This window comes from Alteromonas gracilis (genome assembly GCF_002993325.1).
In the GTDB taxonomy this organism is placed as follows: Bacteria; Pseudomonadota; Gammaproteobacteria; order Enterobacterales; family Alteromonadaceae; genus Alteromonas; species Alteromonas gracilis.
On record NZ_PVNO01000002.1, the window covers coordinates 278,543 to 297,240 of the forward strand.

Below are 18,698 nucleotides of genomic sequence, written 5' to 3' on the forward strand. Positions count from 1 at the left end.
TCTGAGACCATGTTCTAGTGTAGTTTTGTATTTAACTATAGGGCGTATGCAGTGAGCCTGGCAATTTGGGCCGTTCTGTAGTCGCTGTCATTTTACTGCTTTTCTTTTGCTAAAAAGTGATTGAGTACGCGAATAAGCTCATCACTGTTAATAGGCTTTGTTAATACATCATCTAGGCCTTTTTCTCGAAGATAATCGGGCTTCGTAATAACATCTGCAGTTAAGGCAACGATTGGAAGCTCAGACCTCAATCTTTTTATTTGAGCTGTCGCTTCATCACCTTGAATACCCGGTAAGTTTAAGTCCATAAGAACAAGTTCAACAGGGTGCGACTTTGCATATTCAACGCCTTCCTCACCAGTACTCACAATGGCAAATTGAACGCCTAACTTTTCAAAAAGTGTTTGGATTACCACTTGGTTAATGTAGTGATCCTCAACAACAAGCACATTAGCTGATTTATCAATATTTAATTGCGCCACGAGACTTCGCGGGGATGATTCGGGAAACTGAGAAGTATCGATTGAGTCGGCGGGTATTGATACGCTAACCCGTGTCCCTGCGTTTAACTTACTACTCACCTTAATTGAGCCGTCCATTAACTCGATAAGGCGCTTTGATATATTGAGGCCTAAACCCGTCCCGCTTATCTTGCGGGCATTTTCCATTCGCTCAAAGGGGGTGAACAGACGCTCCTGGTCCTCCTCACTCATTCCAATACCTTGATCAATCACGTTAAAAATTAATTTACCGCTTTTGTATTTCACCTGCGCTTTTACAGATTTATCCTTTGCCGTAAACTTTATTGCGTTAGAGAGTATGTTAAGCGCAACCTGACCGAACTTAGTGTCATCAAAAAATAGAGATTCAGGCAGCGCTGTCTCAATTGACGTGTTAAATACGACACCGCTTTCTTCAGCGCGAATCTTAGTGAGGGAAAATAAGTGAGTGAAAAAGTCGTTTAAGCGGACAGCTCGTGGCATTACCCGCATTTTACCTGCTTCTATCTGGTTAATATCTAAAACAGAATTAACAATTTCCAGAAGCCTTTCGCCACTTTGCGATACGTGTGATAAAGGCGTAGAGAAAGTGCCAGGCAGATTCAGCTTACTTGCTTCACTTTCAAGTAGACGGCTGAATGTATTGATAGCGTTGAGCGGAGTTCTAATTTCATGGCTTATGTAAGACAAGAAATCAGACTTGAATTGGCTGGTTCGCTCAAGTTCTCTGTTCTTTCGTTTAAGTTCAAGATGTGCCACTACCGATTTACTTAAGGTTTGAAGTGAAGCTTTTTGAGCATCGGTTAGTTGGCGAGGTTTCTTGTCTATTGCACACAATGTCCCTATAGCATGACCCGACGGAGTAATAAGTGGGGCCCCTGCATAAAAACGTATATCTGGCGCGCCAGTAACTAAGGGGTTATCGTGAAATCGTGGATCGAGGGTGGCGTTTGGAACTTCAAACACTTCTCTTTGTAAGATAGCGTGGGAACAAAACGCTATTTCCCTTGATGTTTCTTCAGCATCAAGGCCCACTTTCGATTTAAACCACTGTCTGTTTGGATCGACTAAGCTAATGAGGGCAATAGGCGTTTCACATATATGCGAGGCAAGCGCGGTTAGATCGTCAAACAGTTTTTCGGCTTCAGTATCGAGTACATCGTAACTTAATAGCTCTGCTAAACGTTCTTCTTCGTTTTTAGGCAGTGGCGCCGCTTCCATAGAGATTTTACCTAACGCTGAAATAAAAAAGGGATTGTATATAAACAATCCCTTAACGATATCACAGAGCGTAGGTATCTATGAATAATTGTTCCAGTTTTTGATGGTCAACTTTAGTAGCGACTTTAATAGTGTTCGCCTCATTCCACAGCGGGCTTGGTGTCGTTCCTTTGGGCGCTACAACCGTTTGCCCTCTATCTAGCGTACCAGTACCAACGCGAACATGACCTTCTGTCAGTTCAAATAGCTCTGGGTGACGAAGATGTGCAATAGGGAATGCATCGTGGAAAAAACAAACGCGGTCTTCACGGTTCTGTGAGTAGAAGTCCATGTAGAACTGTGCGCTTTCTTTAACAAACCCACCAAGGGTATTGTTTTTATCTTCAAGTTTTTCTACAAACTCAGGTGAGAAAGGTGTGAAGTTAGTCACATCAAGACCGAACATGGTCAGTTCCCAATCTGCAGCAAATACGATTTCAGCGGCATTTGCGTCGTTCCAAATATTGGCTTCAGCAACAGGGGTTACGTTGCCAGGTACAAATGCGGCGCCGCCCATAATACTGACGCCTTTCACTAACTTCGGCAGCTCAGGTTCAAGGCGCAAAGCAAGCGCTAGATTGCCAAGTGGACCTATAGCGACAATAGTAATCTCGCCTGGATACTTGCGGGCCATATCTACGATAAACTGGGCTGAGCTACGCGGGTCTAGCTCAGTTTTAGGCGCTTCTGGCTTAATATGTCCAAAGCCATACTCGCCATGAACGAAGTGAGCGTAAGTAGATTCAGGACCTACCCAAGGCATACCAACACCTTTGGTAACAGGAATGTCTTTACCGGCAATTTCACACAGAGTTAGCGCGTTTTGTGCCGCCATAGTTACTGGAACATTACCAAAAACAGTGGTTAAACCTAGGACTTCGATATCTGGTGATTGAAATGCGAAGAATATCGCCATCGCATCATCAATGCCCGGATCTGTATCTAATATGATTTTATGTGTCATCAAATTATCTCAATGCGTCTTGCTAATTGGCGTGTTTCGCTAAGAAACGATCCACTTCTTTTTGTGTTGGAATACTTTGCGCGGCACCTTCTCGCGTTACTGCAATTGCAGAAGCTGCACAGCCACGGCGTAATGCTTGTTTTGCATCAGTGTGATTACAATAAGCTGAAAGGAAATACCCAATGAAGGTATCACCCGCTGCGGTAGTGTCGACAGCGTCAACAGAGAAGGCTTTAACTTCAATAACGTCGCTTTTACGAAGCATCATTACGCCTGCTTTACCTAGCGTAATTATAACCTCACAATGTGACCATTGTTCTTTAAATACGGTCACAATATCTTCAAGTTCTTCTTTACCCGTAATCGCTGCTGCTTCTGTTTCATTTACAATAAGTAAATCTACGCAGTCGAGAGGTAATTGTTTGACCGACTCGCTCATAGGGGCAGGGTTAAAAGCTACTTTAAGCTGCTTCTCTTTAGCTTGGCGAAGTACTTCTTCAATACTGCTCGTTTCGTTTTGAGTAAGCACCCAGTCTGAAGGGCGTGTGTCGTCTAGCGCCTGCATAACGGTTTTCGCATCTATGGTTTGGTTTGCACCACCAAAAAGTACGATGGCATTTTCGCCGCTAGGAGTAACTTGAATAATTGCGTGACCAGAAGGGACTTCGGAACACTTTACGCCACGACAATCCACACCTTTTTTAATAAGTGCTTGTTTAAATGAGGCGTCGTTCTCGTGAATGCTGCCAACGTGCCTGACGTCTGCACCTGCTTGCGCTAAAGCTATAGACTGGTTTGCACCCTTACCGCCTAACAAGGTTTGGTAATGGGTAGAAGCTAACGTTTCACCAGGTTGAACAAAGTGATCTACCTGATAAACGTGGTCAATATTTATAGAGCCAAAATTTATTATTGCCATTTCTTCTTCCGTCGAAAGAGGGCGCTTCCCAGAATGCCGCTGTCCATGTTTCGCCCGTGAACCGAAAAGTTCAGGGCGGAAGTATCACAATTGCCGTAGGCTTCTCGATACGTGTCGAGCTTGCACAATAGCAGCTGTTTCAACTTCCTTGGTTTAAAGCATCGGCCAGGGACATGAATGAACTAGCAAACATCCCAGGAAACATTGTTGTTGTATTAACGCAACAGGGTATATCAAACGCGAGATCCAGTGAAGAGGATCACCTAAAGCGCTTTATAACTAATTTGCGTGGTGATTATAAAAGCGGTAAAAAAATATTACTTTTCTTGACCAATTGGTCAGCAATTATACACGCATATTAGTTAAGCTCAATAATAACCAAACAGCTAATTCAGGAAATAACAGACTAAAAGACAGTTTGAAACGCTGTGCGAGAGGAAATCCTTATCCAACGACACTGATCTTAGATGAAATCATGCAGTGTTGCTACCCATACCGCTTTTTAATTTTGATAAACAAACACAAATTAAGTTTGTTTGAGCACCGAATAAACAAGTGTTGTAAGTGGTTGTGCAAAGGGTGTACGACGTTTTGCTGGCACTGCTATCCCATGACAGCAAGATTGCCAAAGGTAGGCTTTATAGATTGATTTTTGCTAGTATTATCTCCATCAAGAGATATGGGCCAGGTAACAATGGTGCGTTAATCTCAAATCATTTCAAACGAAGAGAAAGAACCGTGGAAAAACAGCTCGATTACGACAGTGTAAGTAATAAATTGACTCAGCAAGGCATCATAGTAGACGGAGCCGAAGTCCATGGCATTCTGTGCGGCATGCTTTGCGGGGGAATGTCTCTCACTGATCTAAAATGGCAAGAAGCGTTGAGTGAAACCATTAATCAAGGGGAAAGCTTCGACGACCAAACCGAGCACCTTCTGAATGCGCTTTTTAATCAAACCTGCCAACAATTGCTTGAGCCGGAGTTTGCATTGAACTTATTGCTTCCCGAAGACCACGCGCCTATCAATGATCGTGGTGCTGCTCTTATCAATTGGGTTCAAGGGTTTATGTTAGGGTTTGGACTTCATCAACAAGATTTGATGCAATGCTCAGAAGATGTAAAAGAGGCCCTAGAGGATTTCTCTGATATCTCTCGTATGGAAGAGCCTATGGACGCAGATGAAGAGTCGGAAAAGGCATTGTTCGAAGTGGAAGAATACGTAAAGGTCTCTGCTATTTTATGTTTCAGCGAACTTGGTCAATCACTATTAGATGATCAACAAGACACGCCATCCGTACACTAAACAATTACTAACGGAAAAAGTAGCGTTTTAATTAACTACTTAGTTCAGGTCATTCAAGTCACTTACTCAGGGTTTTCTCGTTTATGATTAGTGCGCAAGAGTTTATTGCCAGACAAGACAGGCTACTGGCTCAGTGTGGACCAAACAGTGTATGTATTGTGCCGGCAGCAGGATTAGTCACACGCAGTCGAGATACCGAGTATACCTTCAGGCAAGACAGCGATTTTTGGTATTTAACTGGGTTTGAAGAGCCGAATGCATGGCTAATATTATCTAACCATTCACGCTATGGTGAAAGTTACCGAGCGATGGTGGTGCAAGACAAAGACAAAAGCGCCGAAATTTGGCAGGGGAAGCGCCTTGGGGCTGAAGCGGCTTTGTCCCGTTTTAGTTTAGATGAAGCTTTTGAACTTCAAGAACTTGAAGAGGCATTGCTGGCGTCAATTCAAGGGCAAGATAACCTTTATTTTGGATTAGGTCATAACGAAGCACACGACAAGTTAATCACTGAGGCGTTAAATACCTTACGAGATGCGCCCAAAGAGTCTCTTGCACCACGAGCAATACACGATTTTCGCCCTATTTTGCACGAAATGCGTTTGTTTAAATCTGCCTGTGAAGTTGCCGTGATGAAGGCGGCGGGAGAAATTACCGCGCGCGCTCACAAACGTGCAATGCAGTTCGCTGCGCCGGGTTGTTTTGAATACCAGTTAGAAGCAGAAATTCATCATGAGTTCGCAATGGCCGGCGTACGCTCACCCGCCTATAGCACCATCGTAGGAAGCGGCGAGAATGCCTGTGTTTTACATTACGTTCAGAACAACGCGCAAGTAAATGATGGTGATTTGATCTTGATCGATGCTGGCGCAGAGTATCAAGGCTATGCTGCCGACATTACTCGCACTTTTCCGGCGAATGGTACTTTTAGCCAGGCTCAACGGGACATTTACAGCGTTGTGCTAAAAGCGCAAAAAAGTGTGTTAGATATGCTTGCGCCAAGTGTAACGCTTTCTGAAGCGATGTTACACAGCGCCGAGATTATTACTCAGGGTTTAGTTGACCTCGGTATATTAGAAGGTAGTGTAGCTGAGAACCTACAAAGCGAGAGCTGGCGACAATTTTATATGCATGGCTTGGGGCATTTCCTCGGGCTTGATGTACACGATGTAGGTAACTATAAGATTGAAGGCGAAGATCGTCCACTGAAGCCAGGTATGGTTATCACCGTTGAACCCGGCATTTACATAAGCCGAGACAGCGATGTGCCAGATAAATATAAGGGTATCGGTATTCGTATTGAGGACGATGTGGTTATCACCGCCACTGGCGTGGATGTGCTCACCTCAGATGTGCCCAAAGAAATTGAAGAAATCGAAGCGCTTATGAAAAAAAGTTGAAAGCATAGGCGGTAATTTAGCGTATACGCAGAAAAATAACGAAAAAAACAGGGCGGCAGGATAAAACACGGTGAAATCAGCAGAAGCGGTGGATGTAGTAATTATTGGTGGCGGTATCGTAGGAACCGTGTTGGCCAAAGGGCTTGCAGAAAAAGTAGGACTTTCTGTAGCGCTGATTGACGCTGCAGACCCAAAACAAACTCAGGAATCAAATACTGATTTTAATCCATTTACCGATACGCGCGTCATTGCACTTGCAAGACGTACAGTAGCTGAACTCTCTAGTGTCGGGCTAAATCTGGAAGATGTGGCTAAACAGCACAACGGTGAACTCCCTCCAGAAATCAAGCATATCGAAGTAAGCGACAAAGGGCATGTGGGATTACTTAACCTCAATAGCGATGATTATCACATTGATGCTTTCGGACAAGTTGTAAGTTTAAGCACGCTGACACGTTTGGCAGCAAATGCTAGTTCGGCGTATCAATACATCGCCCCGGCAAAAGTAGAAACGGTAACTCAGCAAAAAGATGCGGTAAACGTTGCGCTTGATAATGGCGAGAGGCTTACGGCAAAGCTACTGGTGTTAGCTGATGGAGGCCGCTCTGGTCTAGCGCAGCAGGTTGGAATTGCTAAAACCGTGAGTGACTATAAGCAAACCGCCATTGTATTTAATGTACATGCGCAAACACCTCACCAAAACAAAGCGTACGAACGCTTCACAAAAAATGGTCCACTGGCATTTCTTCCCTTCGATAGTGAAATTGAAGGCGTTAAAGCGCGAGGAAACGGGTTTTCAGTCGTATGGACGGTAGAAACAGAAGCCGCAAAGGCTTTGATGAAGTTAACTAAAACAGAATTTATAAAGGCATTGCAAAATGCGTTTGGTTATAGACAGGGTAAAATACTCAGAGTCAGTGAGTTAGCAAGTTATCCGCTCATGCTTGTTAAAGCTGAATCACTGACAAGCCATCGCGCAGTGGTTGTCGGTAATGCAGCGCAAGCTTTACACCCCATTGCAGGGCAAGGTTTTAATTTGGGTTTGCGAGACTTAAGTACGTTAATTGATGTTCTTAGCGCGTCGTCAAGTGCGCATAATGCACAACAAAATGCGGCAGACAAGCGTGAAGATAACAGTGAGAGTCAAGCTGTGCCTGAGTATCTCCCTGAACGCTTTGATGCGGGCGCATTTGATGTTCTGCAACGCTATGCAAACGAAAGAAAACAGGACAGAAACAATACAATAACCCTTACCGATACCTTGGTAAGAACCTTTTCTAATCAGTACTTTCCAACGGTAATTGGCCGGAATGTATCGCTACTGGCGCTAAGTATGATGCCGCAGGCAAAGAAAGCCTTCGTTAAACATACAACTGGGTATGGCGAAACACCGCAGATAAATAGAGACCGCAATGCAGCACGTTGATATAGCAATAGTGGGCGGGGGAATTGTAGGGTTAACCCTTGCTGCCGCTCTTAAAAATAGTGAATTAAGCATAGCCGTTATTGACAAGGCAGCGTGCTATCAACCGCTTTCTGAAAAGCCTACGGCCAGAGTGAGCGCCATAAACCAGGCCAATATCAAGGCGCTACAACAATTTGATGTGTGGAACTATCTACAACAAGACCGCGCGAACCCTTACACCGATATGCATGTGTGGGATAAAGACAGTTTTGGCGACATCCATTTCTCATGCGGCGAAATGGGAAGCGATGCGTTAGGCATAATTGTTGAAAACCAAGCGCTGGTGAATGCTCTAGCTGAGGCTGGCGAAGCACAATCGAATGTTCAGCTTGTTACTGCTGGCATTGAAAGAGTGCTAGCAGGGCCAAATCAAACCATGCTTATGCTAGATAACGATGAGGTGCTAAGCTGCAGGTTGTTAATAGGTGCAGATGGTGCCAATTCGTTTGTAAGAAAGCAGGCTGGTTTGCCCATTACCTTCAAAGATTACGAGCACACTGCCATTGTAGCCAATATAAAAACGGACGAGCCTCACAACAACGTTGCCAGACAAGCATTTACACCCACAGGGCCACTCGCTTTACTTCCCATGGTGGCGCCAAATGTGTGTTCCATTGTATGGTCGCAAACGCCGGAACAAGCTGCTTCGCTGATGGCATTAGATGACGAAGCGTTTTGTAACGCGTTAACGGCAGCCAGCAATAGCAAACTCGGTATGACTGCGCTCGAAACAAAACGCTCAGCCTTTCCTCTTACCATGCGCTATGCACGGCAGTGGGCAAAGGATGGCGTTGTTCTAATTGGAGATGCTGCCCATACTATTCATCCACTAGCGGGGCAGGGCGCCAACTTAGGTATGCAAGACGCGCTTGTTTTGGCTGAAACGCTGAGTAGTCTTAATGCATCAGGTAAAGATATCGGTCTTTATAAAAACTTGCGAAGCTATGAACGCAGTCGTAAAACAGAAGCGATGAAAATGATCGCTGCGATGGACGGTTTTAAATTTTTATTTGATGGTAACGACCCATTCAAAAAACTTCTTCGTGGTATAGGGCTGTCTGCCACCGACAGGTTAGGCACAATTAAAAACGCTTTTGTCAGCCACGCCATGGGCCTATAAATCCCAAAATGGGGTCAGAGTACTTTTTCCAACTTCAAAAATGGGGTCAGAGTACATTTCTCTAGTTTTGATGTAGGGAAGAAAGCTAATAATGTACTCTGACCCCATTCTTGGCGTTGAGATAGTCAGCTGTAAAGGATACTCTTCGGTATCCTTTTTTTATTTGTACCAACGGTTTATGACTATTTCTCTTTGCAAACCTTATCGTGCCTTGTTTTTCGCTTGCGCCTCCCTGCTTACCGCTGCTCTTTCTATTAGCTTAGCAAGTGCTGAAGCTACTACTAAAATCGCCGATGAATCATCTTCGGCAACGCTAGCAAGCGAGAAAATGAAGCTGAATAATGCCCCTATTGATTTGGGCGTTTATCGCGAGCACGCTAAAACCTTGGCTAGTGATGAGTTCGAAGGTCGAGGTCCACTATCAAAAGGTGAGGAGAAAACAGTAAGTTATCTGGTCGCTCAATATAAGAAGCTAGGTCTGAAGCCTGCCTTTGGCGAGAGCTACACTCAAGCAGTACCGCTTGCCAAAATTACACCTAATAACATGAGCGCCCTTACTATTGGTGATTTGACGTTTAAGGCTGGCGCTGAGTTTACGGCACGTACGCAGCGAATCGCTAAAGATTATTCGTTGAATAGCAGCGACGTTATCTTTGTAGGTTATGGCATTAATGCGCCCGAATATAATTGGAATGATTATGCAGGCATAGACGTAAAGGGAAAAACGGTTGTCATGTTGGTTAATGATCCGGGATTTGCCTCTAAAGATCCTGCTTTATTTCAAGGTAATGCCATGACTTATTACGGTCGTTGGACATACAAATATGAAGAAGCGGCCAGACAAGGTGCAGAAGCCGTTTTCATTGTTCACGAAACTATGCCCGCAGGTTATGGATGGGGGGTTGTCGAGAACTCAAACTCCAATACTAAATTCAGTTTGGTTGACGAAGAAAACAACGCTTCGCAAGTTGGTGTAATGGGCTGGCTTCATCTTAATGCGGCAAGACAACTATTTGAAAAAGCGGGCTTAGATTATGGCGAGCTAAAAGACAAGGCATCGAAACCTGGCTTCATACCTATTGAATTAAAAGCGAAGGCTTCATTGAGCTTCACCAACACCATTGAGCATGCCGAATCTCAAAATGTGGCAGGAATTTTAGAAGGAACAACAAAGCCAGACGAGTGGGTAATGCTGCATGCCCACTGGGATCACTTAGGAAAGGTTGAGAAAAACGGCCAAACTACAATTTATAACGGCGCGGTCGACAATGCCTCAGGCGTGGCTGGCGTGCTTACATTGGCTGATGCACTAACCAAAGCGGAAAAGCGTTTTTCACGTACCCTTATGTTCAGTGCATTCACTGCTGAGGAAACGGGGCTGCTTGGCGCTGATTTCTTCGCAAACAACCCGCCTATTTCCACATCCAAAATGGTGGCGTTTTTAAACATCGACGGCATGAATGTAAACGATGGCGTAGATTATATTTTGCAATACGGCGAAGGTTACCTATCTATTGAAGATGACTTAGCAAACGCAGCCGCGTTACAAGGGCGAACCGTAAAAATGGACCCACGCCCTCAAAATGGTTTATTTTTCCGCTCTGATCACTTTGCGCTCGCTAAGCAAGGAGTACCATCAATTCTGTTTATGAGTTTGGGCGATACCGACCCAAGCTTTATTACCAAGCGTTACCATAAAGCAGATGACGACTACCTTCCCAGCTGGACATTAGGTGGCGTAGAGCAAGACCTCTCGCTTATTGGCTCTATGCTAACTTATTATGCTCGAGGCGATGTATGGCCTTATTGGAAGCGCGAGAGTGACTTCAAAGCAAAGCGTTTGCAGTCGCTGTCTGAACGCGAAACCAGCGCTAAATAAAACACGCTAGAACGGCAGATTAAAATACGAATTTCAAGATAAAGCGACGCTAATGAGTTGGATTTTATTTACATTGGGCGCGGTTGTTATGCAAACCGTGCGCAATGCACTGCAGAGCAAGCTGAGCAGCTCAGTAAACACATCTGGAGTGACGCTATCTCGCTTTATCTTGGCCCCGCCAATAGCTCTTGTCTATTTGCTCATTCTCTACCGCAGTAGCGCAAGTGAAGTACCTCAGTTCTCAGGCTCTTTTATTGCAGTGATACTGTGTGCTTCGCTACTTCAAATAGCGGCCACTTCTTTAATGGTGATTTTGTTTAAGCAGAAGAATTTTGCCATTGGAGCTGGCTTGGCTAAAAGCGAAGCTTTAGTGGCGGGCGTGGTAGGTATGCTGTTTTTCGGCAGTTACTTAACGCCTCTCGGTTGGGCTGGCATAGTCATAGGTGGAATAGCCGTATTCGTGCTAAGCAGCGGCAACCGTCTTCATGGTATTAGTGTGAAAACCATTGCTATAGGCCTTGCCTGCGGTACCTGCTTTGCTCTAACTTCATTGCTAGTGCGTGAAGCTAGCCATATGCTTGATATTCAGCATACAGTGGCTGCAGCATGGGTGCTTTTGTGGGTGCTGTGTGTTCAGGCTATAGCTTTAAGTGGATATATTGCATTAACCAAACCTTTCGTGTTTAGCCAATTAGTGAATGCCAAAAAGCAGGTGCTAGCGATAAGCACGGTTAGCTGCTTAGGTTCTATTTGTTGGTTTACAGCCATGGCATTACAGCATGTAGCACTGGTCAAAACGCTGGGGCAACTTGAAGTGTTGCTTACGTTGCTGTTGTCACACTATTGGCTCAAAAATGTTGTGACTCGCCGAGAAATTGTAGGGTTGTTATTAATTGGGCTTGCTGCGGTTATGGTGATGTGGGCGTAGACTCGTTTTAAACGCTCTTATACAACGAAAAGAAAACTATAGGGGGTTAATTTTCGTCACTTTCTACTGGCGTATTCGAACAGCGTCTATTGTCTTGAATACGATCTAACTTCGCCATTTCTCTTTTAAAGAAGTAACCAAGCGCTATAACGCCAGCCGTTAAAAAAGCTACTAGAAAAAGCATTACGTCCTCAATTCGCCTACCATAAAAAATCAAGATCATAATTCTTCCGTGGCGTTTTAACAGTTACGTTCCTGTAACCTATGTTATCAGACTGTTCCTCTAGTATTACTTAGCAATATCAATAACTACAACAGTTAATGCGTTAACCTTACTTTAAAGAACTCTGCCAAGGTTTTACTTATCACAGGGTGCTGTGTATCTTGATTGAACAGGCAAATGTTCACCTTACCTAATTTAGGTAAGTGCGGGTGGTTTAGCACTGCTAAATTGGCTGGTAAGCTTGATTTTGCTAACGCAGTAACGCCAAGGCCTTGCTGAATAGCGGCAACCAGACCGCCTAAATCGGCATTAGTGTAGCTAATCTTCCAAGCAAACGTTTGCTGCTTTAGCTGTTCGATTACCCGGCTTCGATACATACAGCCATCTGGCGCTAGTACTAATGGAATATTGTTTCCCACCAACGGGTGAGATGTATCGCCAACCCACACAATGTCATCTTCTAGTACTACTTCGCCTTCCGTTTCTTCATCTGGGTTAACCAGGGCCAGAATTAGATCAAAGTGCTCTCGCCGACTGGGGTGAAGCAAGTCGCGGCTTAGCGCTGATGTTACCTCTAACGATACGTCAGGATAGCGTTTTGAAAACTCGCCAATAAGGCCAGGCAGAAGCGTTGACGCAAATTCATTGGGAATGCCTAAGCGTAAGCGGCCGCTAAGTGGGGCAGGTGTTAGGCTTCGAAAGATATTGTCATTAAGTTCTAGCAGCTCTTTCGCTTTTGGGTAAAGCCAGTTTCCATCAGCACTTGGTACATGACGTTGGCCTACTTTAGTAAATAGCTTGCGGTCTAACTGCGACTCTAGCTTTTTGATTTGCAAGCTAATGGCTGGTTGAGAACGGCCTAAAAAGTCGCCCGCTTTAGCGTAGCCACCAAGTTCAATAACGCTAACGAAGGTGCGTAGCGTGTCTAAAGAAAGCTGCTTCATGGTTAAATATGGATTCCGATACCACCGGTATTAAACACTACTATTAAGAATAACACTTAACCGTATCGTAAACCCACAAAGTCGTCGCTTAAATTACCATTCTCTTAGCCGCCATCCTTTAAGTGCGTAAAAAAGAATAAACGCATAGCAAGGTATAGTTGTCCAGTAAGCGTTTAGCACTCCAAATTGATCAGCCGTAAATCCGAACATTAAAGGAATAATTGCGCCCCCTGCTATACCCATTATCAATAACGCAGAACCGTGCGCTGTAAATTTGCCCAATCCCTCTAAAGCGAGAGGCCAAACAGCTGGCCATACGATAGCATTAGCAAGGCCCAATAGTGCAATAAGAGTAATAGGATCAGGAAGTGTCGCAATACCTGTCCAGCCCCACAGAAAACCAGCAAGCAGTTGGCTTTCAGTGTCAGTGAAAGGTATTCCGATAGACAAAGCGATGCCCAATAATGAAGAAAAGGTAAGTAATTGATGCTGAGAACAAATGTTGGGAACTAGTAATAAACCCAAGCAATATCCAATAACCATAAAGAACATAGTGTAAGAGGTAAGTCCAAGAGCACCTGGGACGCCTAACTGAGAACCTGCCAACCCAATAGTATCGCCAGCAACGACCTCAACACCCACGTAACAGAAAAGCGCAAGAACACCTAACACAAGTTGAGGAAATTGAAGGACAGAACCTTTACCTTTCCCGTATTCGGAGAGTTTTTTATCTTCAACATCTAGATTGAGTTCAGGTAAGCCAGAAAAACTTAACGCTATTGCGAGCAGTACTAGCGCAGCGGCCATACCTAAGTAGGGCGTTATAAGGCTTTGCGCTAATTGTTGTATTTGCGCACTTCGTTCAGCTTCTGGTAGTGCGGCGATACTTTGTTCGGTAATACCTGACAAGTCCCCCAGTACAAGGGCAATAAACACCATAGGAGCGAGCCAACCAGCCCCTTTATTCAGTAACCCCATTATGGATATTCTTGCCGCTGCACTTTCTGACGGCCCAATTTTTACCAGATATGGGTTTGATGCGGTTTGTAGAATAGTTAACCCGGAACCGACTACGAATTGAGCTGTGATGAATAATATGAATGTCTGCGTTTTAGCTGCTGGAACAAACAGACAGCAGCCTGATGCAATTAATACAAGGCCAAACGTCATGGCGTTTTTGTAGCCCATTTTATTAAGCACGAGTGACATAGGAAGCGCCATAACCACATACGCGATGTAAAAACTAAACGCGATCAGCAGCGCCTCTGTTCCATTCAAATTACAAACAATTTGCAAGAAGGGGATGAGTGCTCCATTCAGCCATGTAATAAAACCAAAAACGAAAAACAATGTGCCGATTATCACCATCGGAAGTGTTGTTGACGGGGTGGATTTAACTGCAGTTTGCATCGCGTTTCCTTCTTTTTTATATTTTTATGTCACAGTGTTGTCTTTACCAACCAAATGCTTTGACCATTATTCTTCGAACTTTTTTTGTCTGTACAAGTGAGTGAAGGCTACAATTGCTCAAAACTAACGAACAGGCTCACCATTTCGCCAGCAGCGTTTGACCTGTAGGTCTTGGTTCAAGGTAATGAAATTAGCCATGGAACCTAGGCGTAGCGTTCCAACGCTTTTTTCGCTTTTTATAAATGTAGCGGGCGTTGACGTTGCCATTCTCAGCACTGACTGCAGTTCAACGTTTAGGTCGAAGTGAGCATGCTGAATGGCTTGTTCCATGGTCAAAAGCGAACCCGCTAACGTGCCATCGTCAAGCCGCAAAGCATCGTCTTTACGGAATACTTTCGTGCCTTGGTAAATAAAGTGGTCGACGTCGCTAGCTGCTGGTGCCATGGCGTCGGTTATCAGCATCAGACGTTTATCGCCTTTAAGCTTTATCGCTAACGTTGCGGACACAGGGTGAACGTGATGATGGTCAACAATTAACCCGCAATAGACATCGTCTCTGTAAAGTGAGGCACCTACTACACCAGGTTCTCTGCTGGTGAAAGGTGACATGGCATTAAAGAGGTGTGTGGCACCCGTAGCTCCTGCATCAAAAGCCGCAAAGCATTCATCTGATGTCGCATTAGTGTGGCCTATAGATACAATGACCCCTGCTTTCGTCAATGTCTCTATGTCGGAGGGTAAAACCGCCTCTGGTGCTAGAGTAACAATTACTTTACCTAGGTCATCTCGAGTAAATAAAGCGAGCTCTTTGTCGCTAAGCGACCGGATATGCGTTGAACTATGCATGCCCTTTTTGGCTATGCTAAGGTGGGGGCCTTCGAAGTGCACGCCTGGGATAGCACCTGGATCCCATTTATGACCCAAGGCAATTGCATCAGCACCTTTATTCATAACCTCAATGTCGTCAGTGATAATAGTTGGCATTAAACTACCGGTGCCCACTGTTAAGTAAGCGTTCGCCATTTGCTGAAGCGCAGACAGTGTCGGTGTTTCATTAAATTGAACACCACCTCCACCGTTAACTTGAACATCCACCATTGCGGGTATCACTAACTGGTCAATGATTTCAGCGTTAGTCACATTTTCATAATCTGGATAGAAAGCTACTACTCGAGATTCATACACGTCGAATCGAACGTTAGAGTGAAGTGTGAAGCCATCAAAAAGGCGTTTTGCAAAGAAAGACTTCATGACTACATTGTTTCCGTTACTTTTTTAAGCCCGACAGGGCTGTCTGGGTCCATATCCATATCACGGGCAGCTTTTTCAATATCTAAGTAAAAACGTTGCATAACAATTAGCGGAGAAGTGAGAGGGTGGATATCTGATTGTACCTCAAACAAAGGGAAAACCTGTGCTCCTCTGCGGGCTACTTCTTCAATTTGGACCTTGTGCACGCTACTTGAAGCGTCGGGGATATGTGCATCAATGATCGCAGTTTTGCGATTTAGAAGAGATATTGGCCCGTGAAGAAATTCTGCACTGCTAAATGCCTCAGCCTGAATTCCACAAACTTCTTTCATTTTCAGTGCTATTTCTCTAGAGATGGCGTAACCGAAAGCGCGACCTAGAACAACGCATCGATTAAGCGGTGCTAGGTGCTTAGCAGTAAGTACGAAGGGAGTTGTCATTACCGACTCTAATTGTACTGGTAAGGCAAGCAATGCTTCGTAAATATCATTACGCTTGGTGCAGGTTGCGACAATGCTCAATAAAGCGTATAGCGTTGCTAAATAGCTTTTGGTTGCCGCTACGGCAATCTCTGGGCCGGCGCAAAGCGGAACAAAAATATCTACGATGTCTTTAACTGGCGATGACTCATCATTTACCAGTGCAACACACAAGGCACCTTTTTCCTTTGCCATTTTTGCTTGCGCGAGTATGTCAGGGCTTCTACCTGATTGGGAAATAATGAAAACGAGTGCTCTATTTAATCGCAGCGATTTGCCGAAAACACTGTTTACCGAGGGTGCAGCAGACGCAACGGGTAAACCCATTTCGGTCTCAATCAGATACTTTCCAAACACGCCTGCATGGTCTGAGGTGCCGCGGCCAATGATATACACGAACTCTGGGTCATGTCTTGCTATCTCGTCAGACAGTTTCTTGTATATAGCGTTGTTGTTGTTAAGTTGTCGCTTTAGTACCTGTGGCGTTTCCGCCGCTTCAGTCGCCATTTTTGTAACGTAAGCCAATTTAACGCTCCTTTACTACGTGTTTTACTAATGAAACTGCACCGAATTCAGGCGAGCATATAGCAGGTTGCAACTGCTCCTTGATATTTTCAGGTAGCCATTGGGCCCATTGCGAAGACAAGCCGCCTATCATAGCTATACGTTTAGCTCCTAACTTATTTAAGCGAGAAACTATCTCGCAAAGATATTCTTTACCTTCTTCCACAATAGCTCGCGCAACAGGGTCATTGTCGATGGCACACTTCACGACCACTGGGGCAAATTTTCCGAAATCATTAGATTTATAGTGCAATGATTTTCCAACTATTTCTTGAGGGTCGCTCGTACCCAGCGCCTCACATATTCGAATAACGAGATTGGACGAGGGCATTAATGAGTCTAATGATTCAAGAGTGTATTGCAGTGCTCTTAATCCAAGCCAAGCCCCACCGGCTTTATCGCCCAATGGAAACCCATGGCCCCCAATATTAGTTAACGTACCCGACAAGCTTGCTACTGCTGAGCTGCCTGTTCCGGTAATAATAATTGCCCCATCTTTACCGGCGTGCGCTCCCACACACGCGATGTGAAGATCGGTTGTTATATGCGTGTATTTAAACGGAAGTATCCAGCTCTCTGCAGTTGCCCGATAACGAGGAACATTAACGCCAGCAAGACCAAGGCAAACATTGAGATCTTTCAATTGAAGTGCAGGTATCGAGGCTGCTTCTAATGCTTGGGTAGTAGCTTCAATTATGGAAGTAAATGCAGTTTCCGCTGACTGAGCAGGGTTGCAAGGACCAGACAGTCCTTCACCAAGTAGATCACCGTATTCATTCTCTAGTCGTGCTTTACACTTGGTTCCACCGCCGTCAACGCCGACAAAATAATTCTGGGTCAAAGGTTCCACCTTAAATTTTTATAAAGATTTGTTTGCGATAGAGGGCATATACAGGGATAAAGCAAACGCCAAGAAATAGGATGACCCATATAGCAGCGCTAATGAAATCACTTACTCCAGCAGTAGACATCAATTCTGTATAGCTACTGTGAATAGATGCACCTGACAATTTCCAATCAAGAAGCTTTTCGATTATGACATGCAGAATGTAGGCAGTGATCGCGTTGGCTCCGAAGATAGTGGCTATTTTAGTGCCGCATCTGAAGCCTTTAACATCGGTATACCACATCATTGACGCTAAAATCATTGCACCCATCCCGCCGGTGGCCAATACAAATGAGCTGGTCCATGCCTGTTTGATAAATGGAAAGCCGAGACTCCAAATACATCCTAGAGAAAAAGATAAGAAACCAAACACGAATAAATTCATAACAGTGGTTGGCAGCTCTCCTTTTCCTTTGATAATAATGTGACCAATGAGCATACCCATTATGCCGGTGACGATAGAGGGAAAGGTACTGAGCAAGCCTTCAGGATCCCATGTGCCTCGCCACAGCATACCCGGTACGAATTGGTCGAACCAATTTACTATATTTTCACCTCGCTCAAGATGGCCGCTAGGCAGACCAGGGGCAGGAACGATCAAAATGAATACCCAATATAATAACAAGATTGCGACACCCGTTGTTACCACTGTTTTAGGCTTGCAGTATATAGCAAGATAACAACAAACCAGGTAAACAATGCCGATGCGTTGCAATACCCCAAGTAGTCTTATTTGCTCAAAGTGGGTGTAGAACAAATTTACAAATAATCCTAGGCCAATGAGCGTAAAGGCTCTGCGCCACACTTTCTTCAGAATACTGGGTAGTGCTGCTGAAGAAGAGTGGATATTTTTGAACCCCAAACTAATTGCTACACCTACAATAAGAATGAAAAAAGGGAACACTAGGTCGGCAAAGTTGATGCCTATCCAATGTGCATGAGAAAGTTCACCGTATGTATTAGGGCTATTCACTACAATCATGGCAATGATGGTAAGCCCTCGAAACACATCGAGCGACAATAGTCTTTGGGATTTTTTATTTGATGACATATTTATTGCTTTTTTTATAACCAGAGGCCTTACCCTAGCGCCTTTATGTCAACGTTGTCAATCGTGTTTTAACTTTTATTGAATGTTTGCAGTGCCGGCCCGAAAGTTTACAGGGGAGGAAATTTGCTTGATAGGAGGTTTCAATTTATTCTC

The 18,698-nt window shown here is 44.5% G+C and carries 16 protein-coding genes and 1 other RNA gene; 6 read left to right on the forward strand and 11 right to left on the reverse strand.

What is annotated here, in order from left to right; all coding sequences use genetic code 11:
* Positions 1–92: 92 nt before the first annotated feature.
* From C6Y39_RS01935 to ssrS, 4 genes are all read right to left on the reverse strand, one after another.
* Positions 93–1,721: an ATP-binding protein gene (locus tag C6Y39_RS01935; RefSeq protein ID WP_105929634.1), complete on the reverse strand. Its 1,629-nt coding sequence runs from the start codon at positions 1,719–1,721 to the stop codon at positions 93–95.
* Between the two features lie 61 nt (positions 1,722–1,782).
* Entirely contained in the window at positions 1,783–2,724 is a 942-nt protein-coding gene (locus C6Y39_RS01940; protein ID WP_105929635.1) for a nucleoside hydrolase, read from the reverse strand.
* A 22-nt stretch (positions 2,725–2,746) separates the two neighbouring features.
* Positions 2,747–3,643 (reverse strand): ribokinase, encoded by an 897-nt coding sequence (locus tag C6Y39_RS01945; protein ID WP_105929673.1) that lies wholly within the window; start codon positions 3,641–3,643, stop codon positions 2,747–2,749.
* A 21-nt stretch (positions 3,644–3,664) separates the two neighbouring features.
* A non-coding RNA gene (gene ssrS / locus C6Y39_RS01950) (6S RNA) lies at positions 3,665–3,847 on the reverse strand.
* Between the two features lie 534 nt (positions 3,848–4,381).
* Between ssrS and C6Y39_RS01955 the strand changes: the two genes are divergently transcribed.
* The 6 genes from C6Y39_RS01955 to C6Y39_RS01980 all read left to right on the forward strand — a co-directional run bounded on the left by C6Y39_RS01955 (position 4,382) and on the right by C6Y39_RS01980 (position 11,737).
* Entirely contained in the window at positions 4,382–4,948 is a 567-nt protein-coding gene (locus C6Y39_RS01955; RefSeq protein ID WP_105929674.1) for a UPF0149 family protein, read from the forward strand.
* An 83-nt stretch (positions 4,949–5,031) separates the two neighbouring features.
* Positions 5,032–6,345, forward strand: coding sequence for a Xaa-Pro aminopeptidase (pepP, locus tag C6Y39_RS01960; protein WP_105929636.1), 1,314 nt, complete (start codon positions 5,032–5,034; stop codon positions 6,343–6,345).
* Between the two features lie 70 nt (positions 6,346–6,415).
* Positions 6,416–7,771 (forward strand): FAD-dependent monooxygenase, encoded by a 1,356-nt coding sequence (locus C6Y39_RS01965; RefSeq protein ID WP_105929637.1) that lies wholly within the window; start codon positions 6,416–6,418, stop codon positions 7,769–7,771.
* Positions 7,758–8,930 carry an FAD-dependent monooxygenase gene (locus C6Y39_RS01970; RefSeq protein WP_105929638.1) on the forward strand — a complete coding sequence of 391 codons (1,173 nt, stop codon included), beginning with the start codon at positions 7,758–7,760 and terminating at the stop codon, positions 8,928–8,930. Before C6Y39_RS01965 ends, C6Y39_RS01970 begins: the two co-directional genes overlap by 14 nt.
* A gap of 328 nt (positions 8,931–9,258) precedes the next feature.
* A complete protein-coding gene (locus tag C6Y39_RS01975; RefSeq protein ID WP_105929675.1) occupies positions 9,259–10,809 on the forward strand; it encodes a M28 family metallopeptidase in 1,551 nt (516 codons plus the stop codon).
* Positions 10,810–10,861: 52 nt separating this feature from the next.
* Positions 10,862–11,737 carry an EamA family transporter gene (locus C6Y39_RS01980; RefSeq protein WP_105929639.1) on the forward strand — a complete coding sequence of 292 codons (876 nt, stop codon included), beginning with the start codon at positions 10,862–10,864 and terminating at the stop codon, positions 11,735–11,737.
* A gap of 46 nt (positions 11,738–11,783) precedes the next feature.
* Here C6Y39_RS01980 and C6Y39_RS18695 read toward each other — a convergent pair whose 3' ends face one another.
* The 7 genes from C6Y39_RS18695 to C6Y39_RS02010 all read right to left on the reverse strand — a co-directional run bounded on the left by C6Y39_RS18695 (position 11,784) and on the right by C6Y39_RS02010 (position 18,545).
* Complete coding sequence (locus C6Y39_RS18695) at positions 11,784–11,960, reverse strand: hypothetical protein (protein WP_167390601.1); 177 nt, start codon at positions 11,958–11,960, stop codon at positions 11,784–11,786.
* Positions 11,961–12,055: 95 nt separating this feature from the next.
* Entirely contained in the window at positions 12,056–12,904 is an 849-nt protein-coding gene (locus C6Y39_RS01985; protein WP_105929640.1) for a LysR family transcriptional regulator, read from the reverse strand.
* Between the two features lie 93 nt (positions 12,905–12,997).
* Positions 12,998–14,314 carry a sugar MFS transporter gene (locus C6Y39_RS01990; RefSeq protein WP_105929641.1) on the reverse strand — a complete coding sequence of 439 codons (1,317 nt, stop codon included), beginning with the start codon at positions 14,312–14,314 and terminating at the stop codon, positions 12,998–13,000.
* 123 nt (positions 14,315–14,437) lie between these two features.
* Complete coding sequence (nagA, locus tag C6Y39_RS01995) at positions 14,438–15,565, reverse strand: N-acetylglucosamine-6-phosphate deacetylase (protein ID WP_105929642.1); 1,128 nt, start codon at positions 15,563–15,565, stop codon at positions 14,438–14,440.
* 2 nt (positions 15,566–15,567) lie between these two features.
* A complete protein-coding gene (gene nagB-II / locus C6Y39_RS02000) occupies positions 15,568–16,551 on the reverse strand; it encodes a glucosamine-6-phosphate deaminase NagB-II (protein ID WP_105929676.1) in 984 nt (327 codons plus the stop codon).
* Positions 16,552–16,570: 19 nt separating this feature from the next.
* On the reverse strand, positions 16,571–17,449 hold the full coding sequence (locus C6Y39_RS02005) for a glucosamine kinase nucleotide-binding domain-containing protein (RefSeq protein ID WP_167390602.1): 879 nt from the start codon (positions 17,447–17,449) through the stop codon (positions 16,571–16,573).
* Between the two features lie 10 nt (positions 17,450–17,459).
* Positions 17,460–18,545, reverse strand: a complete 1,086-nt coding sequence (locus C6Y39_RS02010) for an acyltransferase family protein (protein WP_105929644.1) — start codon at positions 18,543–18,545, stop codon at positions 17,460–17,462.
* Between the last annotated feature and the right edge of the window lie 153 nt (positions 18,546–18,698).